The 24,698-nt window shown below is 69.1% G+C and carries 19 protein-coding genes; 11 read left to right on the plus strand and 8 right to left on the minus strand.

Translation table 11 applies throughout. The annotated features are described in order from the left end of the window. The 3 genes from tolA to prfH form a co-directional block, all read left to right on the plus strand. A partial coding sequence (gene tolA / locus INR38_RS23445) for a cell envelope integrity protein TolA (RefSeq protein ID WP_207475999.1) occupies positions 1-819 on the plus strand: 819 nt, incomplete at its 5' end. A gap of 399 nt (positions 820-1,218) precedes the next feature. Next, on the plus strand, positions 1,219-2,373 hold the full coding sequence (locus INR38_RS23450) for an RNA ligase RtcB family protein (RefSeq protein ID WP_207443575.1): 1,155 nt from the start codon (positions 1,219-1,221) through the stop codon (positions 2,371-2,373). Continuing rightward, a complete protein-coding gene (gene prfH, locus INR38_RS23455) occupies positions 2,364-2,963 on the plus strand; it encodes a peptide chain release factor H (protein WP_012204378.1) in 600 nt (199 codons plus the stop codon). The genes INR38_RS23450 and prfH overlap by 10 nt, the downstream gene beginning before the upstream one ends. A 10-nt stretch (positions 2,964-2,973) precedes the next feature. On the opposite strand, the gene INR38_RS23460 is transcribed toward prfH, so the two are convergent. Then, positions 2,974-3,744, minus strand: coding sequence for a sulfite exporter TauE/SafE family protein (locus INR38_RS23460; RefSeq protein ID WP_207443579.1), 771 nt, complete (start codon positions 3,742-3,744; stop codon positions 2,974-2,976). Between the two features lie 144 nt (positions 3,745-3,888). On the opposite strand from INR38_RS23460, the gene INR38_RS23465 reads away from it, so the two are divergent. The 5 genes from INR38_RS23465 to INR38_RS23485 all read left to right on the plus strand — a co-directional run bounded on the left by INR38_RS23465 (position 3,889) and on the right by INR38_RS23485 (position 11,091). Then, positions 3,889-4,800, plus strand: coding sequence for a LysR family transcriptional regulator (locus INR38_RS23465; RefSeq protein WP_207443574.1), 912 nt, complete (start codon positions 3,889-3,891; stop codon positions 4,798-4,800). A gap of 21 nt (positions 4,801-4,821) precedes the next feature. Beyond that, on the plus strand, positions 4,822-6,210 hold the full coding sequence (gene yegQ / locus INR38_RS23470; RefSeq protein WP_012204375.1) for a tRNA 5-hydroxyuridine modification protein YegQ: 1,389 nt from the start codon (positions 4,822-4,824) through the stop codon (positions 6,208-6,210). A gap of 122 nt (positions 6,211-6,332) precedes the next feature. Further along, positions 6,333-7,202, plus strand: coding sequence for a hypothetical protein (locus tag INR38_RS23475; protein ID WP_012204374.1), 870 nt, complete (start codon positions 6,333-6,335; stop codon positions 7,200-7,202). A 32-nt stretch (positions 7,203-7,234) separates the two neighbouring features. Beyond that, positions 7,235-8,680: a PLP-dependent aminotransferase family protein gene (locus INR38_RS23480; RefSeq protein ID WP_012204373.1), complete on the plus strand. Its 1,446-nt coding sequence runs from the start codon at positions 7,235-7,237 to the stop codon at positions 8,678-8,680. A gap of 248 nt (positions 8,681-8,928) precedes the next feature. Further along, a complete protein-coding gene (locus INR38_RS23485) occupies positions 8,929-11,091 on the plus strand; it encodes a TonB-dependent siderophore receptor (protein ID WP_207443573.1) in 2,163 nt (720 codons plus the stop codon). A gap of 228 nt (positions 11,092-11,319) precedes the next feature. On the opposite strand, the gene INR38_RS23490 is transcribed toward INR38_RS23485, so the two are convergent. The 4 genes from INR38_RS23490 to INR38_RS23505 form a co-directional block, all read right to left on the minus strand. Continuing rightward, a complete protein-coding gene (locus tag INR38_RS23490; RefSeq protein ID WP_012204371.1) occupies positions 11,320-12,312 on the minus strand; it encodes a Bug family tripartite tricarboxylate transporter substrate binding protein in 993 nt (330 codons plus the stop codon). 69 nt (positions 12,313-12,381) lie between these two features. Then, the gene (gene ilvD, locus INR38_RS23495) at positions 12,382-14,238 is read right to left on the minus strand and encodes a dihydroxy-acid dehydratase (protein WP_207443572.1); all 1,857 of its coding nucleotides are present in this window, start codon (positions 14,236-14,238) and stop codon (positions 12,382-12,384) included. Between the two features lie 245 nt (positions 14,239-14,483). Then, positions 14,484-15,953 (minus strand): cytochrome c oxidase accessory protein CcoG, encoded by a 1,470-nt coding sequence (gene ccoG, locus INR38_RS23500; protein ID WP_207443571.1) that lies wholly within the window; start codon positions 15,951-15,953, stop codon positions 14,484-14,486. A gap of 136 nt (positions 15,954-16,089) precedes the next feature. Then, positions 16,090-16,623 carry a hypothetical protein gene (locus INR38_RS23505; RefSeq protein ID WP_207443570.1) on the minus strand — a complete coding sequence of 178 codons (534 nt, stop codon included), beginning with the start codon at positions 16,621-16,623 and terminating at the stop codon, positions 16,090-16,092. Between the two features lie 253 nt (positions 16,624-16,876). On the opposite strand from INR38_RS23505, the gene INR38_RS23510 reads away from it, so the two are divergent. Both INR38_RS23510 and INR38_RS23515 read left to right on the plus strand, forming a co-directional pair. Next, complete coding sequence (locus INR38_RS23510; RefSeq protein WP_141829246.1) at positions 16,877-17,848, plus strand: DUF2157 domain-containing protein; 972 nt, start codon at positions 16,877-16,879, stop codon at positions 17,846-17,848. Further along, positions 17,845-19,500 carry a GDYXXLXY domain-containing protein gene (locus tag INR38_RS23515; RefSeq protein ID WP_207443569.1) on the plus strand — a complete coding sequence of 552 codons (1,656 nt, stop codon included), beginning with the start codon at positions 17,845-17,847 and terminating at the stop codon, positions 19,498-19,500. Before INR38_RS23510 ends, INR38_RS23515 begins: the two co-directional genes overlap by 4 nt. A gap of 7 nt (positions 19,501-19,507) precedes the next feature. Here the strand turns inward: INR38_RS23515 and INR38_RS23520 are convergent, their stop codons facing one another. From INR38_RS23520 to INR38_RS23530, 3 genes are all read right to left on the minus strand, one after another. Further along, positions 19,508-20,623, minus strand: coding sequence for a CoA transferase (locus INR38_RS23520; RefSeq protein ID WP_207443568.1), 1,116 nt, complete (start codon positions 20,621-20,623; stop codon positions 19,508-19,510). A gap of 157 nt (positions 20,624-20,780) precedes the next feature. Next, positions 20,781-21,785: a tripartite tricarboxylate transporter substrate binding protein gene (locus tag INR38_RS23525; RefSeq protein ID WP_034391509.1), complete on the minus strand. Its 1,005-nt coding sequence runs from the start codon at positions 21,783-21,785 to the stop codon at positions 20,781-20,783. 75 nt (positions 21,786-21,860) lie between these two features. Next, on the minus strand, positions 21,861-23,564 hold the full coding sequence (locus INR38_RS23530) for an acyl-CoA dehydrogenase family protein (RefSeq protein WP_207443567.1): 1,704 nt from the start codon (positions 23,562-23,564) through the stop codon (positions 21,861-21,863). Between the two features lie 136 nt (positions 23,565-23,700). Here INR38_RS23530 and INR38_RS23535 point away from each other — a divergent pair, with 136 nt between their 5' ends. Further along, positions 23,701-24,600 carry a LysR family transcriptional regulator gene (locus INR38_RS23535; RefSeq protein WP_013803426.1) on the plus strand — a complete coding sequence of 300 codons (900 nt, stop codon included), beginning with the start codon at positions 23,701-23,703 and terminating at the stop codon, positions 24,598-24,600. Positions 24,601-24,698: the final 98 nt, after the last annotated feature.

A 24,698-nucleotide genomic window follows, 5' to 3' on the forward strand; every position in this document is an offset into this window, starting at 1 on the left:
GAGATCGCGCTGGAGAAGAAGCGCAAGATCGAGCAGCAAAAGAAGGAGCGCGCCGAACAGGCCGCCCGTGAGCAGCGCGAAAAGGAACGCCAGGAGCGCCTGGACAAGGAAAAGGCCGACAAGGCGGCCAAGGACAAGGCCGAGCGCGAGAAGGCGGAAAGAGCCGAGAAGGACCGCCGCGACAAGCTCGAGCAGCAGAAAAAGGACAAGGCCGAGCAGGACCGCAAGGACCGCCTGGAGCAGCAAAAGAAGGACAAGGCCGAAAAGGAAAAGGCGGACAAGGAAAAAGCCGCCAAGGACAAGGCCGAGCGCGAGAAAGCCGAGAAAGCCGACAAGGAAAAGGCCGCCAAGGCCGAAGCCGAGAAGAAGGCCGCCGAGGACAAGCGCAAGAAGGAACAGGCCGCCAAGGAAGCCCGCGAGGCCAAGGAAGCCGAGGCACGCCGCCTGGAGAACATCCGCCGCATGCAGGGCCTGGCCGGCAGCGGCGGCTCGGCCGGCGAAGGCGCAGGCGGCAGCAAGAGCGGTGGCTCGGGCAGCTCGGCCGGAGGCCCCTCGGCCGGCTATGGTGCCAAGGTGGCCGCGCGCGTCAAGCCCAACATCGTCTACCCGGACGCCATCAGCGGCAATCCGCGGGCCGAGGTGCGCGTGCGCACCGCGCCCGATGGAACCATCACCGGCGCCACCATTGCCAAGTCCAGCGGCAACAAGGCCTGGGACGACGCCGTCATCCGCGCGCTGCAAAAGACCGAGACGCTGCCGCGCGACATCGATGGCCGCGTGCCTTCGGACCTGGTCATCGGATTCCGCCCGCAGGACTGAACGGGCACAGGCCCTTCATCAAAAAGCCCCGCCGGTACCTGCCTGCGGGGCTTTTTCCATCTTGCGTTGTATGCAATCCGCCACGCGCCTGCGACTTCGCTTGCGGCACCGGCCGCTTGTCCCTAGCATCCCCGTCTTTGCCGCATTCGCGGCACCCGTCCACCATCGCAAAGGAGAGAACCCATGTCCCATTCGACACGTCCCTTTGCAGTCGTGCACGCTTGAAGCCCTAGCGCCTCCAGGCCACGCTGCAGACCTGATTCCCGGCCCCGCAAGAGGCCCGGCTTTCGGCTGCGCGTGCGCTTTTCCTGATGCCTGTCCATCGAGCTTGCGGCGACTGCCCATTGCGCATTCCGCATCTGCCGGAATGTGCCCCAAGCACTCGATCGAAAGCCATTCATGGGCAATTCCCTTTCGGACATCCATCTTCAGGTGTTCGCCAACCGCGGCGTCTGGATTGAAGACGCCGCCATCCAACAACTTCAAACAACGGCCCGCAACCTGGCCGGCATGCGCGCCGCCGTGGGCCTGCCCGACCTGCACCCGGGCCGGGGCTACCCGGTAGGGGCGGCCTTCTTTTCCGTGGGCCGCTTCTACCCGGCCCTGGTCGGCGGCGACATCGGCTGCGGCATGTCGCTGTACAGCACGGAGCTGGCGGCGCACAAGACCTCGGCCCCCAAGCTGGAAAAGGCGGTGGGCAACATCGACGGCCCCCTGCCCCAGGAACTGCTGGACGCCGTGGACATGCAGCAGCTGGAGCACATCGCCCAGGCCAGCGGCGTGGCCGACCTGGCGTATCTGCAGGACAGCCTGGGCACCATTGGCGGCGGCAACCACTTTGCCGAACTGCAGGTGGTGGACACGCTGTACGAGGACGGCGCGCTCGACAGGAAACGCGTGCACCTCATGGTGCACAGCGGCTCGCGCGGGCTGGGCGGCGCCATCCTGCGCGCCCATGTGGAAGCCTTCAGCCACGACGGCCTGGCCGCCAGCAGCGATGCCGCCACGCAGTACCTGCGCCAGCACGCGGCCGCCATCGCCTTCGCCCAGCTCAACCGCGCCAGCATTGCGGCACGCCTGCTGCGCGTCCTGCGCACGCGCGGCCAGGCACTGCTGGACATCACCCACAACCACGTGATCGCCCACCACTGGCGCGGCGAGGATGGCTTTTTGCACCGCAAGGGCGCCACGCCAGCCGACCAGGGCCTGGTGGTGATCCCGGGTTCGCGCGGCGACTACAGCTACCTTGTGCGGCCCGTGGCCGGGCGTGACGAGGCACTGCACTCGCTGGCGCACGGCGCGGGCCGCAAGTGGGCACGCACCGATTGCATGGGCCGCCTGCGCCCGCGCTTCACGCTGGACGAACTGCTGCGTACCCAATTCGGCAGCGCCGTGGTCTGCGCCGACCGCGAACTGGTCTACGAGGAGGCCCCCCAGGCCTACAAGGACGTGGACTCCGTCGTCGCCAGCCTGCAGCAAGCAGGCCTGGTGCAACTGGTGGCGAGGCTGCGCCCCCTGCTGACCTACAAGAAGGGAGCCATGCAATGCTGCTGATCCAGCTGACCGCATCCCACGGCCCCGCCGAGTGCGAGCATGCCGTGCGCCTGACCCTGCGCGAGCTGCTGCGCGACTGCGCCGCCAGCGGCATCGCAGTGGACGTGCTGGAGGAAACGCCCACGCCGGCCGGCTACAAGTCCGTGCTGCTGCGCTGCGAGGGCGACACCGGCCTGCTTCACGGCACGCTGGGCGCCTGGCTGGGCACCATCCAGTGGGTCTTCGACAGTCCCCTGCGGCCCCACCACCCGCGCAGGAACTGGTTTGTTGCCGTGCAGAAGTGCGAGCCGCCCCGGCAATTGCCGGCAGATGGCGAAATCGTCTTCCAGGCCTGCAAGGCCTCGGGCAAGGGTGGCCAGCATGTCAACACCACGGACTCCGCCGTCCATGCCCTGCATGTGCCCAGCGGGATCTCGGTGAAGGTCATGAGCGAGCGCAGCCAGCACGCCAACAAGCGGCTGGCGCGCGAGCTGCTGGCCCTGAAGCTGGCGCGCCTCAACGCGCAGGGCGAGGGCCAGGCCCGGCGCACGCGCAGCCAGCAGCACTGGGAGGTGGAGCGCGGCAGCCCCGTGAAGGTGTTCCGCGCCTGAACGCCCGGGGCTAGCCCCTGGCGCACATGTAGATGCCCAGGGCCAGCAGGCCCAGCATCAGCACGCGCTTGAAAACCTGGGGCGACAGCGACTGGCGCAGCCGCTCGCCCCAGGCCATGCCGGCCAGGGCGGGCAGCAGCATCAGTGCGGAAACCAGGGCCGTGGCCCCCCAGCCCGTCCAGGACGAAGCGGCATGGCCCGGCCCCTGCGCCAGCGCCATGCCCGCGCCCAGCGCCAGCGTGGACACCGTGAAGCACAGGCCCATGGCCTGCATCAGCGCCTGCCGGCCCAGCGCCAGCGATTGCAAAAAGGCCACGGCCGGCACCACGAACACGCCGGTCAACGCCGTGATCCCGCCCGTCAACAGACCACACAACAGACCCAGCCAGGCCTGATGCCTCTGCGGCACCTGCAGGCCTGGCCCCCACAGGCCCCACAGGGCATAAATAACCAGGGCCACGCCCAGCGCCGTGCGCGCCACGGCGGCCTCGCCCACCGGGCCCCACCACAGCATGCCGCCCACCGTGCCCGCGACAATGCCCAGCTGCATCCAGCCCAGGCGCCGCAGCAGAGGCCGCAGCGATGGCAGGGGCCGCATCTGCACCACATTGGTCACCAGGGACGGCAGCAGCAGCCAGGCCGCCGCCTGCCCGGCCGGCATGAACAGCGCCAGCAGCGCCATGGACACCGTGGGCAGGCCCAGGCCCACCACTCCCTTGACGACACCGGCCAGCCCGAACACGGCTACCGCCGCCGCCATCACCCACCACGCATCCCACATCACGGCCACCCTGCACTTTCACTGACCTGGCTCAGGCCCTTCCTGAACCTCATGGCACCATGCTCGTGCACCAACAAAGGGATCACAATCGGGAATCTTCAAACCAAGGCTCAGGCATGGCCTGATCCTTCAGCACCACAGTCCATGCGATTCGACCTCACCGACCTGCAGCTGTTCGTCCATATCCTCGACTGCGGCACGCTCACGGCGGCGGCCGGGCGCGCGCACATGACCCTGGCCTCGGCCAGCGAGCGCGTGCGCGGCATGGAGGCGCAACTGGGCTGCGCCCTGCTCGCGCGCCAGGCGCGCGGCGTGCGGCCCACGGCGGCCGGCCACACGCTGGGCCAGCATGCGCGTGACGTTCTGGCCCGGATGCAACGCCTGCGCGGCGACATGGCCGAGTACGGCGCGGGCCTGGCCGGGCATGTGCGCGTATGCGGCAACACCTCGGCCGTGAGCGAGCACCTGCCGGTGGCCGTGGCCGGATTCCTGCGCGGCCATCCGCGCGTGGCGCTGGAGCTGCAGGAATGCCGCAGCGCCGAAGTGCTGGACCGGCTGCGCCAGGGCCTGTGCGACATCGGCGTGGCCAGCGATGCCCAGGACCTGCGCGGCCTGCAGGCCACGCCCTGGCGCCCCGACCCGCTGGTGGCCGTGCTGCCGCGCGCCCACCGCCTGGCCCGGCGCAAGCGGCTGGCCTTGCAGGACCTGCTGACCGAAGACTGGGTAGGCCTGCCGCACGATGCCGCCCTGCAGGTGCTGGTGCGCCAGCAGGCCGCCTTGCTGGAAGGGCCGTCGGGAGGGCAGTTGCGCTGGCGCGCCCAGCTGCAGCACCTGGATAGCATCTGCCAGCTGGTGGGCCAGGGCGTGGGCGTGGCCGTCATGCCCGCCGCCGCCGCGCAGCGCCTGGCCCCGGCCAGTGGCGCCCGCGCCGTGCCCTTGAGCGATGCCTGGGCCCGGCGCCAGCTGCTGCTGTGCACGGCCCGGGAAGACCAGTTGCCCGCCCATGCAAGGCAGTTGCTGGTGCATCTGAAGGGACTGGGCCTGGCGGAGCCATAGCGAACCGTGTTGGAAAGCGCGATGCGGGACAATACGGGGATCATGACCCTCAAAGCCCCCGAACTGCTGCTGCCGGCCGGCTCGCTCGACAAGATGCGTGCGGCCTACGACTTTGGCGCCGACGCCATCTACGCCGGGCAACCCCGCTACAGCCTGCGCGCACGCAACAACGAATTCCGCCTCGAACAGATCGCCCAGGGCATCTCCGAGGCGCATGCGCGGGGCAAGAAATTCTTCGTCACCAGCAACCTGATCGCCCACAACGACAAGGTGCGCACCTATATCCGCGACATCGAGCCCGTGATCGAGTGCAAGCCCGACGCGCTGATCATGGCCGACCCCGGCCTGATCATGATGGTCAAGGAAAAGTGGCCCGAGACCGAGGTCCATCTCTCGGTGCAGGCCAACACCACCAACTGGGCCACGGTGAAGTTCTGGCAGAAGGCCGGCGTCTCGCGCATCATCCTGTCGCGCGAGCTGTCGCTGGACGAGATCGAGAAGATCCGGCAGGAATGCCCGGACATGGAGATCGAGGTCTTCGTGCACGGCGCGCTGTGCATCGCCTACTCGGGCCGCTGCCTGCTGTCGGGCTACTTCAACCGGCGCGATCCCAACCAGGGCACCTGCACCAATGCCTGCCGCTGGGACTACAAGACGCATGACGCGGCGGTGGATCCCAATACCGGCGAGGCCCTGGCCCAGACCATGGAGCAGGACTTCAGCTTCGAGAAGGCCCGCGAGGAAGCCGACAGCCAGTTCACCAGCACCTGCGGCGACGGCGCACGCCACCCCAAGGCCGAGCAGGTCTACCTGCTGGAGGAAAAGGGCCGCCCCGGCGAGCTGATGCCCATCATGGAAGACGAGCACGGCACCTACATCATGAACTCCAAGGACCTGCGCGCCGTGGAGCATGTGGAGCGCCTGGTGAAGATCGGCGTGGACTCGCTCAAGATCGAGGGCCGCACCAAGAGCCTGTACTACGTGGCCCGCACGGCCCAGGTCTACCGCCGCGCCATCGACGATGCCGTGGCTGGTCGCCCCTTCAACCCGCACCTGATCACCGAGCTCGAAGGCCTGGCCAACCGCGGCTACACGGGCGGCCTGCTGGAGCGCCGTCCCTCGCAGGACTACCAGAACTACGAGACCGGCCACTCGGTGCTGCAGCGCAGCCACTTCGTGGGCGAGGTGCGCAGCTATGCCGACGGCATGGCCGAGGTGGAGACCAAGAACCGCTTCTCGGTGGGCGATACGCTGGAGATCATCCACCCGCAGGGCAACCGCCAGGTGCTGCTGGAGAAGATGTTCAACCTCGACGGCGAACCCGTGCAGGTCGCCCAGGGCAACCCAATCCGCGTGCGCATTCCGCTGGATGCGCCGGCCGAGGGTGCGCTGATCTCGCGCCTGCTGTGAAGCCGGGGCGCAGGCCGCCCTGCCCTCCTTGCCCGTGATTTTTTCCTGGCGGCTGTCCAGGGCCATTGCTGCAATGGCCCGGAGCGGCCGCCGTTCCTTTCATTCCTCATTTCTGCACTGCCATGGACATCGTCGTCAACGAAGAACTCAAGGCCTACATCGACCCGCTGACCCCCGATGAACTCGACGCGCTGGAGCGCAGCATCGTGGCCGAAGGCTGCCGCGACGCGCTCGTGCTCTGGAACGACCTGCTCATCGACGGCCACAACCGCTACGCCATCTGCCAAAAGCACGGCCTGCCCTTCAACACCGTGCAGGCCACGCAGTTCAAGAACATGGACGACGTGCACCTGTGGATGATCGACCAGCACCTGGGCCGCCGCAGCGTGTCCGACTTCCAGCGCGGCGTGCTGGCGCTGCGCAAGCGCGAGATCATTGCCACACGCCGCTCGGCCGCCGCCGCTGCCGTGATGGCCGCCAAGGCCGATGCGCCCCAGGCCGAGGGTGAAGCCCCCTGGGAAGGCGAGACCGACCCCGTGGTCGCCGCCGCCCTGGCCAGCGTGGCCAAGGTGCCCGACGAGGCCCTGGACACGCGCGAAGCCCTGGCCCGCGTGGCCCGCCTGTCCAGCAGCCAGGTCAAGCTGATCGAGACCATCCAGCAAAAGGCCGCGCCCGAAGTGGTGGCCGCCGTGCGCTCGGGCGACATCTCGCTGAGCACCGCCGCCGTGGTCGCCAGCCTGCCCGTGGACGAGCAGCAGGCCGTGGCCGCCGCAGGCGCCGACGAACTCAAGCAGGCCGCCAAGCGCGTGCGCGATGCCAAGAAAAAGCCCAAGGCCGCCAAACCCGAAGCCGAAGCGGCCGACGGCGAAGGCGCGGCCGTGACCGCCTCGCCCGAGGAACTGCAGCAACGCGTGAACGAACTCGAAGCCGAGAACGAGCGCCTGCGCCAGCAGATCAAGGCGCTGCAGGAACTGCTGGCCGAGCAAGGCTGAAGCGGCGCCCGCACCCAAGCACGCACGCCGCCATGACGCGCTACCAGGAGCTGGCCGACGATATCGAGGCATCCATCACCGCAGGCGTTCTGTGCCCAGGTGACAAGCTGCCCTCGGTGCGTCAGACCAGCGAGCGGCGCGGCGTCAGCGCCTCCACCGTCTTCCAGGCTTACTACCTGCTGGAGGCGCGCGGCCTGGTGCGCGCGCGCGAGCGATCGGGCTACTTCGTGGCCCAGCGCCCGCGCAGCGCGCCGCCCGAGCCCACCGAGCCGTCTTCGCCCGAGGGCGACAGCTTTGCCGTGGTCGATGTGAGCGAGCGCGTGTTCGAGGTGCTGGAGTCGGCCATGGACCGCGATGTCGTGCCCCTGGGCTCGGCCTTTCCCTCGCCGGGCCTGTTCCCGCTGCGCCGCCTGGGCCAGTGCCTGGCGCATGCCGCACGCGAGGCCGACCCGCGCAGCGCCATCGACGACCTCACGCCCGGCAGCCTGGCGCTGCGCCGCCAGATCGCACGCCGCTACCTAGCCGACGGCCTGGCGCTGACGCCGGCCGACCTGGTCATCACCAACGGCGCGCTGGAGGCTCTGAACCTGTGCCTGGCCGCCGTCACGCGGCCCGGCGGCGCCGTGGTCATCGAATCGCCCTGCTTCTATGGCGCGCTGCAGGCGCTGGAGCGCATGGGCCTGTCGGCCATCGAGGTGCCCACCCATCCGGGCGAGGGCATGGACCTGAACGCGCTGGAGGCAGCACTGCAGCGCCACAGGCCCCAGGCCATCTGGCTGATGACCTGCTTTCAGAACCCGCTGGGCAGCCTCATGCCAGAGGCGCGCAAACGCGCACTGGTGGAGCTGGTCACGCGCCACCGCGTGCCGCTGATCGAGGACGATGTGTACGGCGAGCTGTACTTCGGCGAGCGCCGCCCGCCGCCGGCCAAGACCTTCGACACCGAAGGCTGGGTGCTGCACTGCAGCTCGTTCTCCAAATGGCTGGCGCCGGGCTGGCGCACGGGCTGGGCCGCGCCGGGGCGCTTCACGCGCGCCGTGGCCCGGCAAAAGCTCACCACCACGCTGGCCACGAATGCGCCCACCCAGCAGGCGCTGGCCGACTACCTGGAAAGCGGCGGCGCCGACCGCCACTTGCGCCGCCTGCGCCAGAGCCTGGCCCTGCAGCGGGACCACATGGCATCGGCCATTGCCCGCCACTTTCCACAAGGCACGCGGGCCACGCGGCCCGAGGGCGGCTACTTCATGTGGATAGAGCTGCCGCCGTACTGCAATGCGCTGGCCCTGCACCGCGCGGCGCTGGCGCGCGGCATCAGCGTGGCGCCGGGGCCGATCTTCTCGGCCTCGCAGGCCTTCGGCCACTGCCTGCGGCTGAACTACGGCCATGACTGGAGCGACGAGACCGGGCAGGCCCTGGCCACGCTGGGCGAACTGGCCCGCGCAATGCAGCCCCGTCCAACAGCAAAAGCAGCAAGGTAAGCGCCCGCTGCGCTGGCAGCACCTGCTGCGCTGTAGCGCCCGGGCAACGCGGCCCGGCACAGCTGCTGTCAGCCTGGTGCAAGCTGGATGATTCTCATTTAGACTCGCACCCCGAACCGGCATCGCCGCCATGCATGCTGACCGGTCCTTGTCTCCTGCTTCCGCCTCGCCCGCCGCCACGCGTCCTGCAGCCTGCCAGCCGACCCTTCAGCGCTGCACCAATCCCAGAGGCACAAAGGAAGTTTTCCATGGTTTCCAGCAATCACTGCGCCAGGCTCACACGCTGCGCGGCCGCTGTCGCCGCCGCCCTGCTGTCGCTGCAGGCGTCGGCACAGGCGCCATCCCCCACCACCACCGCACCCGAGGCCGGCCTGTCCGCCATCACCGTCACGGGCAACTGGCTGGACAACCCCACCGAGGAAAAGGTGCTGGACCATGCCGGCGCGCGCACCATCGTCGAACGGGCGCGCATCGAGGAAACCGGCTCCTCCAGCCTGCGCGACGTGCTGCGCCTGGTGCCCGGCGTGCAGGTGCAGGACAGCAACGGCACGGGCGGCAGCGACGTGTCTCTGAACATCGGCGTGCGCGGCCTGACGGCGCGCCTGTCGCCGCGCTCGTATGTGCTGATGGACGGCGTGCCCGTCTCCTACGCGCCCTACGGCCAGCCCCAGCTGTCGCTGGCGCCCGTGTCGCTGGGCAACCTGGAGTCGGTGGATGTGATCCGCGGCGCGGGCTCGGTGCGCTACGGCCCCCAGAACGTGGGCGGCATCATCAACTTCGTCACGCGCGCCATTCCCAAGACCTTTGCCGCAGAGGCCTCGGTGGGCACCGAGATCTACAGCCACGGCGGCAATGCCAAGACCACGCCCAGCCTGTTCGTGGGCGGCACCAACGAATCCGGCCTGGGCCTGGCCCTGCTGTACTCGGGCACGCATGGCGACGGCTGGCGCGCAGGCAATGACAAGACCGACATCGACGACATCCTGCTCAAGGGCGCCTACCGCATCTCGGCCCAGGACGACATCGCCGTCTCGCTGCACCACTTCGAGGGCTCAGGCCGCATGCCCGGCGGCCTGACCACGGCGCAGTACGCGGCCGACCCGTTCCAGTCCACGCGCTCCTACGACAGCTTCGACGGCCGCCGCACCGATGCCTCGTTCAAGTACAACCACAAGGACGGGCGCAACAACTTCGAGGTGCTGGGCTACTACGTGGACTCGTTCCGCGGCAGCTACATCGAGCAGGACAACGCCAACCAGCGCCGCCTGACGGCCGCGCCGCGCAGCTACCACTACTTCGGCATCGAGCCGCGCTACTCGCGCCTGTTCGAGACCGGCTCCGTGGTGCAGGAAGTCAGCGTGGGCTACCGCTACCTCAAGGAAAGCAGTTCCGAGGTCGCGCTGCGCACCGCCTACTACAACCCCGCCACCATGGCCAACGCCATGGCCCTGCCGATCACGCCCTACCAGACCAGCCAGGGCGGCACCACGGCCCATGCCTTCTACATCGATGACCGCATCGACATCGGCAACTGGACCATCACGCCCGGCGTGCGCTACGAACGCATCAACTCCTTCAACAACGTCAGCAACCTGGGCGCCGATGGCAGCACCGTCACCAGCCAGCTGTTCCCCAAGGCCGATGCAAGCGAGTTCCTGCCCACGCTGTCCGTGCTCTACCGCATGAATGCGCAGTGGTCGCTGTTCGCCAACGCGGGCAAGTCCTTCGGCCCGCAGCAGTACGCGCAGCTGGCCCAGACCGAGCGCGGCCTGCATCCCGAATCGGCCAAGACCTATGAGGTGGGCACGCACTACAACAGCCCGGCGCTGAACGCCGAGCTGACGCTGTTCAACATCGACTTCGACAAGGAACTGCTGCTGACCCGCGTGGGCGTGGACGGCATCTGGACCGACCTGGGCGCCACGCGCCACCGCGGCATCGAGTCCTCGCTGCGCTACGACCTGGGCCAGTGGAATGCCGCGCTCAAGGGGCTGACGGCGGGTGTGTCCTACACCTACACCGAGGCTGTCTCGCGCGCTGGCGATTTCGCGGGGCGCGACCTGCCGCTGTACTCGCGCCACACGGGCCAGCTGTGGGCGCGCTATGCGCTGGGGCAGTGGACGCTGAATGCGGACCTGGCCGCGCAATCGAAGCAGCGCTCTCCGGGGTCGGGCACGCAGTATGTGACGCAGGAAGATGCTGCGGGGCGGCTGGGTGATATTCCCGGGTTTGCGACCGTGGGCCTGCGTGCGGGCTATGACTTTGGCAAGTCGCTGAGCAATCTGCGGGTGGCCGTGGGGGTCAAGAATCTGTTCGATCGCAGGTACTACACGCGGTCTACGGACAACAACGGGGGCAAGTATGTGGGGATGCCTCGGACGTTGTATGTGCAGGGGACGTTGCCGTTCTGAGGCTTTGGTTTACGTGGGTCTGTTTTTGACCCTGCCGGGTGGTATTTTTCTGAGGCCGGGTCTCGGCCCGGCGGCCGACTGCCCTTTCTTGATTCGCCAAGAAAGGTCAGATCAAAGAAGGCGCCCCGAATGTCCGCGACCCTCCGCTTCGCTGCGGGCAACCTGCGCTGACATACGGGGAGTGGGCATGGGGCGGGCCTTCGCTTCGCTCGGCCCGTTTTGGTCTTTTTAGCCCTCTGCTGTGAATCCCACGCGCTTGACGATGGGGCCCCATTTGGCGAGTTCGGACTGCAGCAGCGCGGCCAGTTCGGCGGGGGTGGAGGATTGGGCGTCCAGGCCGAAGGTGGCCAGGCTGTCCACCACGTCGGGCGTGGCCAGGGCCTTGCGCATGTGGCCGTTCAGGCGCTGCACGGTCTCGGCGGGGGTCTTGGCGGGCACGAAGAAGGCGAACCATTCGCTGTGCGCCATGTCCTTGTAGCCCTGCTCCACCAGCGTGGGCACCTGGGGTGCGAAGCGGCTGCGCTTGGCGCCGCTGACGCCCAGGATGCGCATCTTGCCGCCGGCCAGGTGCTGCAGCATGTCGCCCACGGGGCCGCAGACGGCGGAGACGTTGCCGCCCAGCATGTCCAGCAGCGCCGGCTGGGTGCCGCGGTAGCCGGCGTGCTTGAAGTCCACGCCGGCATGCTGGCCCAGCAGGGCGCCGATGAAGTGCGGCGTGGAGCCGGGAGCGGGCGAGCCGAAGTTGGCGCCTGCGGGGTTGGCCTTGGCCCAGGCGAAGAATTCGGGCACCGTGGTCACGCTGGCGGGCACGGCGGGGCCGACGGCGAAGCCGAAGTCGAATATGCAGCCCACGGTGACCGGCGCCAGGTCGGCCACCGGGTCATAGGGCAGCTTTTTGTAGATGTGCGGGTAGATGGACAGCATGGACGTGGGCGTCTGCAGCAAGGTGGCGCCGTCTGCGGGCCGGCCCTTGACGTAGCTGATGGCGATCTGCCCGCCCGCGCCCGTGCGGTTCTCCACCACGGCGGTCTTGGCATAGCCCGACAGCTTGGTGCCCACGCGGCGGCAGATGGCGTCCGAGGTGCCTCCGGCCGCGAAGCCGGTGATGATGTTCAGGGTCTCGATGGGGCCCTGGGCCTGCGCCCAGGCCTGCTGGCCCAGGCTGGCCAGCAGCGCACCCGCTCCAGCGGTGCCCAGCCATTGGCGGCGGTCGATGTTCATGCGTATGTCTCCGGTTGAAATTGAAACTCTGAAAAAACAGTGGGGGAAATGCGTGCCAGCCCGGCGGCTTCAACTGTCGTCGCGCAGCCAGACCACCTGGCCCGAATGCGTGACCGCGCCCTGGTGGGCCGGGCGCACGGTGAGCGCGTATTTTTCCAGCACGCCGCCCAGCGGCGGCATCTGGCGGCGCGCGGCGGCCGATTGTTCCAGACGTGCGGCCAGTTCGGCCTCGCCGATTTCCACCGTGATGCTGCGCGCATCGGCGCGGGCGTCGATGGCGATGAGGTCGCCGTCGCGCAGCGCGGCAATGGGGCCGTTGTCGGCCGCCTCGGGGCCTGCGTAGCCGATGCACAGGCCGCGCGTGGCACCAGAGAAGCGCCCATCGGTCAGCAGGGCCACCTTGTCGCCCATGCCCTGGCCATACAGCAGCGCGGTGATGCCCAGCATCTCGCGCATGCCGGGGCTGCCGCGCGGGCCTTCGTTGCGGATGACGATGACGTCGCCGGCCGCGTACTGCATGGCCTGCACGGCGGCCTGGGCCTGTTCCTCGGACTCGAAGACGCGCGCGGGGCCCCGGTGCACCAGGGCCTTGAGGCCGGCCGTCTTCAGCAACGCGCCATCGGGGCAGAGGTTGCCCTTGAGCACGGTCAGGCCACCGTCGCGCGTGATGGGATTGCCGGGCGTGCGCACCACCTCGCCATCGGGCGGCGCGGCATCGGCCAGTTCTTCGGCCAGGGTGCGGCCCGTGAAGGTGAGCGCATCGCCGTGGACAAAGCCCTGCTCCATCAGCGTGCGCAGGATCACGCCGGCACCGCCGATGTAGTACACGTCGCGCGCCAGGAAGCGCCCGCCGGGACGCAGGTCGGCGATCAGCGGCGTGCGCGCGAAGATCTCGGCCACGTCGTCCAGGTGGAAGCGGATGCCGGCCTCGTGCGCGATGGCCGGCAGGTGCAGGGCGGCATTGGTCGATCCGCCCGTGGCGCTGACCACGGCGCAGGCATTCTCCAGTGCCCGGCGCGTGATGATGTCGCGCGGCAGCGGGCCGCCGCCTTCGGCGCTGGCCCACACGGCCTGCATGAGCTGGCGGGCGGCGCGGCGCATCAGCGGTGCGCGCTCGCTGAACACGGCGGGCACCATGCTGGAGCCGATGGGCGCCAGGCCCAGCGCCTCGCTCACCATGCCCATGGTGTTGGCCGTGAACTGGCCTGCGCAGGCGCCGGCCGTGGGCAGGCAGGCGCGGCTCATGGCCTCCAGGTCCTGCGCCGTGGCGGTGCCGGCCAGCACCTGGCCGATGGTCTCGTAGGTATCGACCACGTTCAGGTCGCGCCCGTGCACGCCGGGCGCCTGCCCCGGCAGGGCCGAGCCGCCATGCACGAAGACGCTGGGCACATTGCAGCGCACCATGCCCATCATCAGGCCCGGCAGGTTCTTGTCGCAGGCGCCGATGGCGAAGATGCCATCCCACTGGTGGCCGCGCACCGAGGCCTCCACGCTGTCGGCGATCAGCTCGCGCGAGACCAGCGAAAACCGCATGCCCGAATGCGCCATGGTCAGCCCGTCGCTGACCGACACCACCGGGCATTCATGCGGCGTACCGCCCCCGGCATAGATGCCGGTCTTGGCATGCTGGGCCTGGTCGCGCAGGTTGAGGTTGCAGGGGCTCATCTCCCCGCCCGTGTGGAACACGCCGATGTGCGGGCGCTCTATGTCTTCGTCGTCCTGGCCCAGGGCATGCAGGAAGCTGCGCGTGGTGGCACGGATGGTGCCGGAGCGGATCAGGGCGGAGCGAAAGGGCGTGGGCGTGGCCGCTGCCGGGCTGCTGCCGGTGGTGCTGGTGGTGCCGGCTGTGGTGGTGGAGGCGGCCAGCGATGCGGAGGCGCTGGACTCGGAAAAGACGTTGTCGGGGGAGGCAGGTTTCTTGTTCATACGCGGGACGGAAAACAGCCGCCCACCATAGCGGGGTCTGCGGATTTCCCTATGAGCATTTACACCAGATCGTGTCGCCCGGGAGTCGCCTGGGCGGCCGCCCTTCGGCGCCAGATGGACGGAAAAAAAGGCCCCGGAACAAACTTCCGGGGCCTCAAAACCGATGCCAGCCCGCGCTGCAGCGGGCCAGGCATCGTGCACAACAACTGCGCCGTACTCCTGAATCAATCCATCCAACCAGCCCTTCAGCGCGGCACCAGGAACGTGCTGTGCGCCTGCTTGGAAAGCGCCGGGTCACCCACCGCCGTGGCCGTGATCTCCACGCCGTGCGAGCCAGGGCCGGCCCCGCCATAGGGCGCCTGCAGCCGCACCACGACCCAGCGGTCCTGGGCCGCGCCCACGTCCACCTCGGTCTCCGAAGCCACGCGCAGGCCTTCGATGCCCGAGGCCGACAGCACATAGTGCTGGTCCTGCTCCGTGGCATTGCCGATCTGCACGCGGTAGATGTTCTCGATCTGGCCGCCGGCCACGATGCGCGACAGCGTGCCCCGGTCGCGCACCACGTCCACCTTCAGCGGCGTGCGCAGCGCCAGGCTGGCCACCATGGCCGTGGAGATGGCCACCAGCGCCGTGCCGTAGATGAGCACGCGCGGGCGGAAGATGCGGCGCACCAGCTCGCTCTGGCGCCAGCCCCGGGCCACGCCGTTCTGCGTGGACAGGCGGATCAGCCCGCGCGGGTAATGCATGCGGTCCATGACGCTGTTGCAGGCGTCGATGCACAGGCCGCAGCCAATGCATTCGTACTGCAGGCCGTCGCGTATGTCGATGCCCACGGGGCAGACCTGCACGCACAGCGTGCAGTCGATGCAGTCGCCAAGCCCCTGGGCCCGGTAGTCCACCCCCTTGTGGCGCGGGCCGCGCGATTCGCCGCGCGCGGTGTCGTAGGTGACGACCAGGGTGTCCTTGTCGAACATGGCGCTCTGGAAGCGCGCATAGGGGCACATGTGCTTGCAGACCTGCTCGCGCAGGAAGCCCGCGTTGCCGTAGGTGGCCAGCGCATAGAACAGCACCCAGAAGATCTGCCATGCGCCGGTCAGCGCCAGCACCTCGGGCAGCAGGCTGCGGATGGGCACGAAGTAGCCGACGAAGGTCAGCCCCGTCCACAGCGAGATCAGCAGCCACAGCGCATGCTTGCCACCGCGCCGCGCGATCTTCTCCGCGCTCCAGCCGCTGCCGTCCAGCCGCAGCCGCGCGCTGCGGTCGCCCTCCAGCCGGCGCTCCACCCACATGAACAGCTCGGTGTAGACCGTCTGCGGGCAGGAAAAGCCGCACCACAGCCGCCCGGCCACCGTGGTGAACAGGAACAGCGCCAGTGCCGAGACGATGAGCAGCACCGCCAGGTAGATGAAGTCCTGCGGATACAGCAGCCAGCCGAAGACGTAGAAGCGCCGCTGCTCCAGGTCGAACAGCAGGGCCTGCCGGCCATGGATCTGCAGCCAGGGAATGCCATAGAAGAACAGCTGCGTGAGCCAGACCATGGCCCAGCGCCAATGGGTGAAGCGCCCCGTGATGGAGCGCGGCTGGATCTTCCTGCGCGATTCGAACAGCGGGGAATCCGCGCTGGCATCGGCGATGGGAATCACCTTGCGTGGCGCGGGCCGCGGCCGGGGGGCTGCGGCGGTTTCATCGGGAAGCGGTTTCGGTCGTTCTGACATGCGGGGCCCTCGCCCCGGCCGGTGCGCCATTGATGCGGGCTTGTCATGAATTGCCGGGGACTGCCTGGACTATGCCCAGCGCCCTGCCCCGGCGGTAGCAGCAGATGCAGCGGATTCGACCGTATCAGATGGCGGGTCAGGCCTGCGGCGAGCGAAGCGCCGCAACGGCAAGCCGCAGCCCCCACAGCACCAGGCACAGACCCAGCAGCGCCGTCAGCGTGCCGATGCGCACATCGGCCTGGAGCACGCCCCAGCGGCTGAAGATCTCCGTCCAGTCATGGTCGCCCCCGCCCACCAGCGGCAGCACCTGGGCGCGCGCGTCCTTCATGTAGTGGGCCACGTTCATGAGGCTCTCTCCCAGCCACATCAGCGAGGCGATCCAGCCCGTGCGCTGGCCCTGCCTGCGGAAATGGCGCATGAACAGGGCCGGGAACAGCAGCTGGAACAGCGTGCCCCCGTAGACCGAGAGATGCTGCGAGAACAGGGCCACCAGCGGATGCCCGGCTTCGTGCAGTGCCAGGTTGGCGTTGTCCAGCAGCAGCAGCCAGTGACCCTGGCTGAAGAAGTGGCCCCAGATGATCCAGGCGGCAAAGGCCGTCAGCGCGATGGCGGCAGGCCGGGTGACCGGCTGCCACTCGATCTGCCCGTCCAGCGCATCGCCGCGCTTCATCGCGCCTGCCCTGCAGGTTGTGGGTGCGGGTGCGGGTGCTGGTGCGTTTGCGCACCAGGGCAAGGGGCAGGCAGGAAAGGCATGTCGGCAGGATTGGGCAAAGGAGCAATGGCAAGAGGATGGCAGGACTCTGGCCGCGATCTTCCCACGGCTCCCCCGGCTCGCCGGAATGCCGTCCTGCGCCGCCATCCATGCACGCGAGGTTCTGGCACAGTCGGGCATCCGACTCTTCAAGCCAAGGAACGTCCGCACCATGAACCTGCGCCCCCTATTGCATGACCTTGTCCGCCAACATGGCCTGGACCGCAAGGCCGCCGTGCAGCTGTTTGCACTGGCGGGATTCGAGCAGGAACCGGCTGCGCTCAGAACCCGCCTGTGGCCCGTGGTGGCCTTGCTGGGCGCGGCGCTGGGCGGGCTGGGCATCGTGCTGTGGATTGCCGCCAATTGGGAGAGCATGGGCCGCATGCAGCGCTTTGCCCTGCTGCAGGGCTTCGTGCTCGTGATGTGTCTTGGCGCGGCATGGCGCGCGGCGGCGCGCGTGCCGCTGTCCGTGCTGGCGCTGCTGGGCACGGGTGCGCTGTTCGCCTTTTTCGGGCAGACCTACCAGACGGGAGCGGACCCCTGGCAGCTGTTTGCGCTGTGGGCAGCGCTGACCCTGCCGCTGGCCCTGGCGGCGCGCAGCGATGGCGTCTGGGTGCCCTGGGTGGTGGTTGCCATGACGGGCATTGCGCTGTGGGCGCAGGCCCATACGCCGCAGTTCTGGGAGGTGGAGTCGCGCGACCTGGGCGTGCATGCCGTGGCCCTGGGCGCCGCCCTTGCCGTCACCGCGGTCATGGCACCGGCCCTGCGGCGCTTCACGGGCGCGGGGCTGTGGGCCTTGCGCGGTGCGGGCGCGCTGGCGCTGGCGATGATCACCTCCACCGCCGTCAGCGGGCTGTTCCACAGCACGGTGGCGCCGCAGTACCCGCTGGGGCTGGTGCTGCTGGCAGGCGCGGCGGCGCTGGCGGGCCTGCGCAGGCATTTCGATATCTTTTTGCTCAGCGGTGCGGCGCTGGGCCTGAACGTGCTGCTGGTGTGCGGCCTGGTCTACCTGCTGCTGGAAAAACTGGGGGCGGACTTCACGGGCATGCTGCTGCTCGTGGGCCTGGGCGCTGCGTGCCTGCTGGCGGCCACGGTCAGCCTGGTGCTTCGAATGTCACGCAACGCGGAAGGAGGCCTTCAATGAGCCACGAACACGACACCCTGCTGCGCCAGGCCGTGGACCAGGGCATCCTGCCGCCTGCCGCCTTGCAGGACCGCCGCCCTGCCGCCAACGACCGCCATTGGGCGGTGGTGCTGCTCACGGCGCTGGGCGCCTGGCTGGCCCTTCTTCCCTTGCTGATTCTGTTTGCGTTTGCCCTGTCCGACTGGATAGAGCGCGGCGCAGGCACCTATGTGATCGGCGCCATGATGCTGGCCGCAGCCGTGGCCGTGCTGCGCGCCGAGGAACTGCCCGTCTTCCTGGAGCAACTGGCCCTGCCTGCCATGCTGACCGGCGCCGGCCTGCTGGGCTTTGGCCTGGCGCGCGACCTGTCGGGGCAGGCTGCGGGCGCGATAGGCCTGGCCATTGCGCTGGCCTGCACGGCCGCCATTCCAAGGCCCTGGCTGCGCGTGCTGCTGGGCGCCGCCTGCGCGCTGCTGTTTTGCACCATGCTCTGGCCGGACAACGATCCATCCACCCTGTACGCAGGCCTGCCGACCTGGGTCATCGTGCATGCGGCGCTGCTGCTCTGGATGCTGCTGCTGGCAGCCCAGTGGCGCGCGCTGGGGCAGTCTGCGGCACAGACCCGCATGGCGGCGGCGCTGGAGCCCTTTGCCACGGGCTGGCTGCTGGCGGTGCTGGCCGGCCTGGCCTTTCTGTCCGGCAGGAGCTTCATGGTGGCCGGCGTGCTGGGCGGCGGCCTGGCGGGCGAGCTGGCGCAGGAAGCCGCCCCGAACATCTCCATGGGCGTTCTGACGCAGGCCGGCTCGGCCGTGCTGGCCCTGGCAGCCGCCTGGTTCGCCCAGCGCGCATGGCCCACGCTGCGGCAGCTGCGCGCCGCCGTGGCTGCCATGGTGCTGGCCGTGCTGAGTGCCTTCCTGCCCTGGCTGGGCGCCTGCCTGCTGGCGCTGGCGGTGACCGGCACCAGCGGCCGCTGGCGGCAGGCCGCAGCGGCCGCCCTGGCTGCGGCCTGGATCGTGGGCAGCTTCTACTACCAGCTGGCCTGGCCATTGGCCACCAAGGCCATGGTGCTGGCCGGCTGCGGCGCCTTGCTGGGCCTGCTGGCCTGGGCAGGGCCGCGCGCCGCATCCCTGCCAGGCAGCGCGGAGACCGCCGCCGCATCAGGCGCCGCGCCCCTGCAGCGCTGGGCGCCGTGGCTGGTGGTGCTGACGGCGGCCTGCACGCTGGCGGTGGCCAATATCGGCATTGCGCAGAAGGAACGCACCATCGCCCAGGGCCGCAAGGTGTTCGTGGAACTGGCGCCGGTGGACCCGCGCTCCCTGATGCAGGGCGACTACATGCGCCTGAACTTCCGCCTGCCTTCCGAGGACAGGGACGTGGAGAAAGAGAACCTGCGCAGCGGACGCCTCTACGCCATCGGCAAGCTCGATGAGCAGGGCGTGGTGCAGTGGCTGCGCACCGGCACGGCCAGCGAGCCGCTGGCGCCCGGCGAGCAGCGCTTTGAACTCACCCCGCGCGGCGGCCGGTGGACGCTGGTGACCGATGCCTGGTACTTCCGCGAAGGCGATGGCCAGCGCTGGGAGCAGGCCCGCTACGGCGAGTTCCGCGTGGAGCCCGACGGGCGTGCGCTGCTGGTGGGCATGGCTGACGCGCAACTGCGCCCCATCGTGCCCTGAATGCAGCTCACTCGAAACTGTCGCCCTCGGCCAGCGGCGCATGCCGGTAGCTGGCCGGCGTGCGACTGAGCTTGACGGGCGCGCCCAGGCCCCGGTAGCCGCCCTCCATCTCCACCACCATCTCGCGGTGCAGGGTATGCGGGTGGTTGAGCGCCGCGTCCACGCCCAGCACGGGCGCGGCGGGCACGCCGATGGCCATCAGCGCATCGGCCAGCGCGGGGCCGTCGCAGGACTGCAGGGCCTGCTCCAGCAGCGGCTTGAGCGCATCGCGGTGGTGCGAACGCTGACCGGCCGTGGCAAAGCGCTCGTCGGCCACCAGCTGCGGGCATCCCAGGTGCTCGCACAGCAGGCGGAACTGGCGGTCGTTGCCCACGGCCAGGAAGACCGGCGTGGTGCCCGTGGCAAAGCTGTCGTAGGGATAGATGTTGGGATGGGCATTGCCCGAGCGCCCCGGCGTCCTGCCGCTCATGAACCAGTTGCCCGCATGCGGGTGCAGCAGCGAGATGCCGCTGTCGTACAGCGAGACATCGACCAGCTGGCCCAGACCGCTGCGCTGGCGCTCCTGCAGCGCCAGCAGCACGCCGATGACGCCGTTCATGCCCGTGACCATGTCCACCACGGGCAGGCCCACGCGCAGCGGATCGCCGCCGGCCTCGCCGTTGACGCTCATCAGCCCCGTCATGGCCTGGATGGCCGCGTCATAGCCCGGCCAGGCGCCCAGCGGGCCATCGGCGCCGAAGCCGCTGACGCGGCACCAGATGAGGCGCGGAAAGCGCTCGCGCACCTGCTCCCAGCCAATGCCCCATTTCTCCATGGTGCCGATCTTGAAGTTCTCCACCACCACGTCGGCCTGCTCCATCATCGCCAGCACGGCCTGCTGGCCTTCGGGCTGGGACAGGTCCAGGAACTGCAGCCGCTTGTTGCGGTTCAGGCCCCGGTAGTAGGAGGACACACCGTCCTGGAACGGCGGCCCCCAGGCGCGCGTATCGTCGCCCTGCGGCGGCTCCACCTTGAGCACGTCGGCGCCGTGGTCGCCCAGGATCTGGCCGCACAGCGGGCCACCAAGAATGCGGGAAAGGTCGAGGACACGGATGCCCTGAAGGGCACCATTGGCTCTGCTCATAAAGTTTCTTTCTTCATTGGCACAAGGTGCAAGACTGGCGTGCTTCAAGCCACCGGGGCGCCCAGCAAGGGCCGCCCCGCAGCGAAGGCGCCGTCCCACTCCCGCGTGCGAGAGAGGGGGAAGCGGCGTAGCCGCTCAGGGGGTGTTCTCCATCTGTTCAGTCGAGCTTCGCGCCGGAGGCATCGACCACAGCCTTCCACTTGGTCACTTCCTGCGCGATGAAGGTCGACAGCCCCGCTGGCGACAGATCCGATGCCGGCTCCAGCCCCTGGTCGGCAAAGGTCTTGCGGATGCGCTCGCTGCTCAGGGCCTTGCGGAAGGCCGCGTTCAGCGTCTCGATGCGGTCGGCCGGCGTGCCGGCCGGTGCCACCACGCCGAAGAACACGCTCACGTCGTAGCCGGGCAGGCCCTGCTCGGCGATGGTGGGGATGTCGGGCATGGCCTGGGAGCGCTTTTCCGTGGCCACGCCAATGGCCTTGAACTTGCCGGCCTTGATGTAGGGCATGGCGGTGAGGATGTCGGTGAAGGTCATGTTCACCTGCCCCGCCAGCAGGTCGTTGAGCGCCGGGCCCGTGCCCTTGTAGGGGATGTGCTGCAGCGAGGTGCCGGCCATCTTGTTGAACAGCACGCCCGCCAGGTGCGAGGAGGCACCGTTGCCCGAGGACGCATAGTCCAGGCTGCCCGGCTTGGCCTTGTCCTGCGCGATCAGCTCCTGCACGGTGGTGGCCTTGGTCGCCGGATTGACCACCAGCACATTGGGCAGGTGGCCCACGCGGATGATGGGCGCGAAGCTGGTCTGCGGGTCGTAGTTGATCTTGCGGTACAGGTGCTTGTTGATGGCCAGCGGCCCCGAGGTGCCGAACATGATGGTGTAGCCGTCGGGCCTGGCGCGGGCCACGAAGTCGGCACCGATGTTGCCGCCCGCACCGGCCTTGTTCTCCACGATCACGCTCTGGCCCAGCGTCTCGGTCAGCGATATCGCCAGCGTGCGGGCCATGGCGTCCGTGGGCCCGCCGGGCGGGAAGGGAACGACAAAGCTGATGGGCCGCTCGGGAAAGCGTTCGGCCAGGGCGGCGGCCGGCAGCGCGGCGGTGGCTGCGAGCGCACAGGCCCACAGGAATCGGCGTTTCTGGAAGGACGGCTTCGGGTCAGTGCAAGGCATGGTGTTTGTCTCCGGTACTTGTGCGGTCATCCCTGTGGACGGGATGTTTGTTCTGGGTCGGTGCGGTCGATGGGCTCAGCGTGTCCAGCCTTCGGGCAGGTCGCCTGCCGCCAGCGGGTCGCGCGGCAGCACGCGGTGCAGCAGCACCAGCTGGGCCCAGCGCATGCGTTCGGCGCTGCCGGTGCACGAGGCCTCCCAGGCCATGGCCGTGGCCGTGAAGCAGTGGTACAGGCCCGAGGCGGCGGCGCGTGCCAGGCGGTCACCGCCCTCCTCGGCCGCGCGCAGGGCCAGCGCGGAAGCCTTGTCCATGCTGGCCGACAGCGCGGCCTTGAAGTCCGTGGCCGCCTCGGTCTGGGCCAGCAGCTGGGCCGCGTGGTCGCGCAGCACGGGCAGCGAGCCTTCGCGCTTGATGGCGCGGATCACGTCCAGCGCCACGATGTTGCTGGTGCCTTCCCAGATCGATCCCAGGTGGGAGTCGCGCACCAGGCGCGGGTCGCTCCACTCCTCGATGTAGCCGCATCCGCCGCGCACTTCCATGGCGTCGCCCGTGACCTTGCGCGCGTCGCGGCAGGCGCGGAACTTGATCATGGGCGTGAGGATGCGCAGCAGCGCGTAGGCGCCGTCTTCGCCTGCGTCCGAACGCTGCAGCGCCTGGGCCGTCTGCAGCACCATGGTGCGGGCCTGCTCGGAGTAGATGCGCAGCTTGTCGAGCTGGCGCTGCATCAGCGGCATGTCCTGCAAGGCCTTGCCGAAGGCGCGGCGCTCGCGCGCCACGTACTCGGCCTCGGCCACGGCGCGGCGCATCAGCCCGGCCGAGCGCACGCCGTTGGACAGGCGCGAGTTGTTCACCATGTCGGCCATTTGCACGAAGCCCCGGCCCTGCTCGCCCACCAGGTAGGCGACGGCGCCGTCGAGCACGATCTCGCCGCTGGCCATGGAGCGCGTGCCCAGCTTGTGCTTGAGGCGCACGATGCGGTAGTGGTTGGCCGAGCCGTCATCGAGCCGGCGCGGCAGCAGGAACAGCGAGATGCCCTTCATGCCCGCCGGCGCGCCTTCCACGCGCGCCAGCACCATGGCGAAGTCGGCATCGGGGTTGGAGCAGAACCACTTGTCGCCCGACAGGCGCCAGCTGCCGTCGGCGGCCGGGCGGGCCAGCGTCTGGGTGTTGGAGATGTCCGAGCCGGCCGCCTGCTCGGTCATGAACATGGCGCCCTGGGCCTGGTCCTCGAAACGCAGCTGCGTCATGCGCGGCCAGTACTTTTCGACCAGGGCCGGCTCGCCGTACTTGCGCAGCGTGCGCGCCAGCGAGTCCGTCATGGACAGCGGGCAGCACAGGCCGAACTCGGCCTGCACGAACAGATAGGTCAGCGCGTACTTGGCCAGCGGCGGCAGCTTGCCATCCCAGCCCAGCACGCCCGTGCGGTGTGACATGACGGCCAGGCCGAACTCGCCATAGGCAATGCGCTCCATCTCCACATAGGCCGGGTGCTTGACGATGCGCTGCGCATCGCGCCCCGTGCGGTCGCGGTGCTCCAGCTCGGGCGGGTTGCGGTCGGCGGTCAGCGCCCATTCATCGATCTCGCGGCCGGCCAGGGCGCCCATGCGCTCCAGATGGGGCTGCAGGTGCGCGTTCACCTCGGGCGGCAGGTACAGCGCCAGCAGCGGCTGCAACTGCGAATCGGTGGTGTACAGGTTGCTGCCGTGGCGGTCGGGCACGGCCTGGAAAGCCTGGGCGGGGGAAGACTGCATGGCGGCCAGCGCCTGCGGTTCGGGGTTCATGGTCTGTCTCCTGTGCGGGAACCGGGACCGGGCGCATGGGCTCCGGGTCTTGGGGATGCCCCCATTCTTGGAAACAGTCCTATTCGAGTCAAATATCGATAACGTATTGATCAATAGTCAAACCGGATAGAACACCATGGAGCTGAGACAACTGAGGTACTTTCTGGTGCTGGCCGAGGAGCTGCACTTCAGCCGCGCAGCCCAGCGCCTGTCCATCTCCCAGCCGCCGCTGAGCGTGGCCATCCGCCAGCTGGAGGAAGAGCTGGGCGCCCAGCTGTTCGAGCGCACCAGCAAGGAGGTGCGGCTCACGGCCGCCGGCAAGCACCTGCGCGTGCAGGCCCAGGACATCATGGAACAGGCCCAGCGCGTGCGCCAGGACATGCGCGCCATCGCCGACGGCGTGCAGGGCCGCATCCGGCTGGGCTTTGTGGGTTCGGCCATCTACCGCGGGCTGCCCGAGGCACTGGAGAGCTTTCGCGCCCGGCACCCGCTGGTGCGCATCGACATGCTGGAGCTCAACAGCGCAGAGCAGATCGCCTCCCTGCAGCAGGAGCGGCTGGACCTGGGCCTGCTGCACGCCACGCGCCCCGCGCCCGGCCTGCAATCACACACCCTGGTGAGCGAGCCCTTCATGGCCTGCCTGCCCGCAGGCCATGCGCTGGCCGGCCAGCGCACGCTGCAGGTGCGCCAGCTGGCGGGCGAGCGCATGGTGCTGTTCTCGCGCCAGGTCTCGCCCGACTACCACCAGCAGATCTGGCAGATCTGCCAGAGCGAAGGCTTCACGCCCGACCTGCACCACGAGGTGCGGCACTGGCTGTCCGTGCTGTCCATGGTGTCGCTGGGCCAGGGCGTGTCCCTGGTTCCGTCCTGCCTGCAGCGCGTGGGCTTTCCGGGGCTGGCCTTCGTGCCCATCCAGGGCCGGCACCCGCAGTCGCAGATGCAGGCCATGTGGCACCCGGGCCATGTGCAGCCCCTGGTCGAATCGCTGCTGGCCCACCTGCGCGACAGCGTGGGCAGGCTGGGGCAGCAGCCATAAACGCCACACCCTTGCTCAGTTCACTCTGTCCCAAACTGGCGTGGCCCAAAAGCGAGGGACACCGAGCAAGGGTCGCCCCGCCGCCAGGGTGTCGCCCC

This window comes from Delftia sp. SD018 (assembly GCF_017355445.1).
Taxonomy (GTDB): domain Bacteria; phylum Pseudomonadota; class Gammaproteobacteria; order Burkholderiales; family Burkholderiaceae_C; genus Comamonas; species Comamonas acidovorans.

Bases quoted from the DNA above. Each gene is read 5' to 3' on its own strand.
- INR38_RS23450 (WP_207443575.1), top strand. From the start codon at position 1,219: ATGGGCAATTCCCTTTCGGACATCCATCTTCAGGTGTTCGCCAACCGC.
- prfH (WP_012204378.1), top strand. From the start codon at position 2,364: ATGCTGCTGATCCAGCTGACCGCATCCCACGGCCCCGCCGAGTGCGAG.
- INR38_RS23460 (WP_207443579.1), bottom strand. From the start codon at position 3,744: ATGTGGGATGCGTGGTGGGTGATGGCGGCGGCGGTAGCCGTGTTCGGG.
- INR38_RS23465 (WP_207443574.1), top strand. From the start codon at position 3,889: ATGCGATTCGACCTCACCGACCTGCAGCTGTTCGTCCATATCCTCGAC.
- yegQ (WP_012204375.1), top strand. From the start codon at position 4,822: ATGCGGGACAATACGGGGATCATGACCCTCAAAGCCCCCGAACTGCTG.
- INR38_RS23475 (WP_012204374.1), top strand. From the start codon at position 6,333: ATGGACATCGTCGTCAACGAAGAACTCAAGGCCTACATCGACCCGCTG.
- INR38_RS23480 (WP_012204373.1), top strand. From the start codon at position 7,235: ATGACGCGCTACCAGGAGCTGGCCGACGATATCGAGGCATCCATCACC.
- INR38_RS23485 (WP_207443573.1), top strand. From the start codon at position 8,929: ATGGTTTCCAGCAATCACTGCGCCAGGCTCACACGCTGCGCGGCCGCT.
- INR38_RS23490 (WP_012204371.1), bottom strand. From the start codon at position 12,312: ATGAACATCGACCGCCGCCAATGGCTGGGCACCGCTGGAGCGGGTGCG.
- ilvD (WP_207443572.1), bottom strand. From the start codon at position 14,238: ATGAACAAGAAACCTGCCTCCCCCGACAACGTCTTTTCCGAGTCCAGC.
- ccoG (WP_207443571.1), bottom strand. From the start codon at position 15,953: ATGTCAGAACGACCGAAACCGCTTCCCGATGAAACCGCCGCAGCCCCC.
- INR38_RS23505 (WP_207443570.1), bottom strand. From the start codon at position 16,623: ATGAAGCGCGGCGATGCGCTGGACGGGCAGATCGAGTGGCAGCCGGTC.
- INR38_RS23510 (WP_141829246.1), top strand. From the start codon at position 16,877: ATGAACCTGCGCCCCCTATTGCATGACCTTGTCCGCCAACATGGCCTG.
- INR38_RS23515 (WP_207443569.1), top strand. From the start codon at position 17,845: ATGAGCCACGAACACGACACCCTGCTGCGCCAGGCCGTGGACCAGGGC.
- INR38_RS23520 (WP_207443568.1), bottom strand. From the start codon at position 20,623: ATGAGCAGAGCCAATGGTGCCCTTCAGGGCATCCGTGTCCTCGACCTT.
- INR38_RS23525 (WP_034391509.1), bottom strand. From the start codon at position 21,785: ATGCCTTGCACTGACCCGAAGCCGTCCTTCCAGAAACGCCGATTCCTG.
- INR38_RS23530 (WP_207443567.1), bottom strand. From the start codon at position 23,564: ATGAACCCCGAACCGCAGGCGCTGGCCGCCATGCAGTCTTCCCCCGCC.
- INR38_RS23535 (WP_013803426.1), top strand. From the start codon at position 23,701: ATGGAGCTGAGACAACTGAGGTACTTTCTGGTGCTGGCCGAGGAGCTG.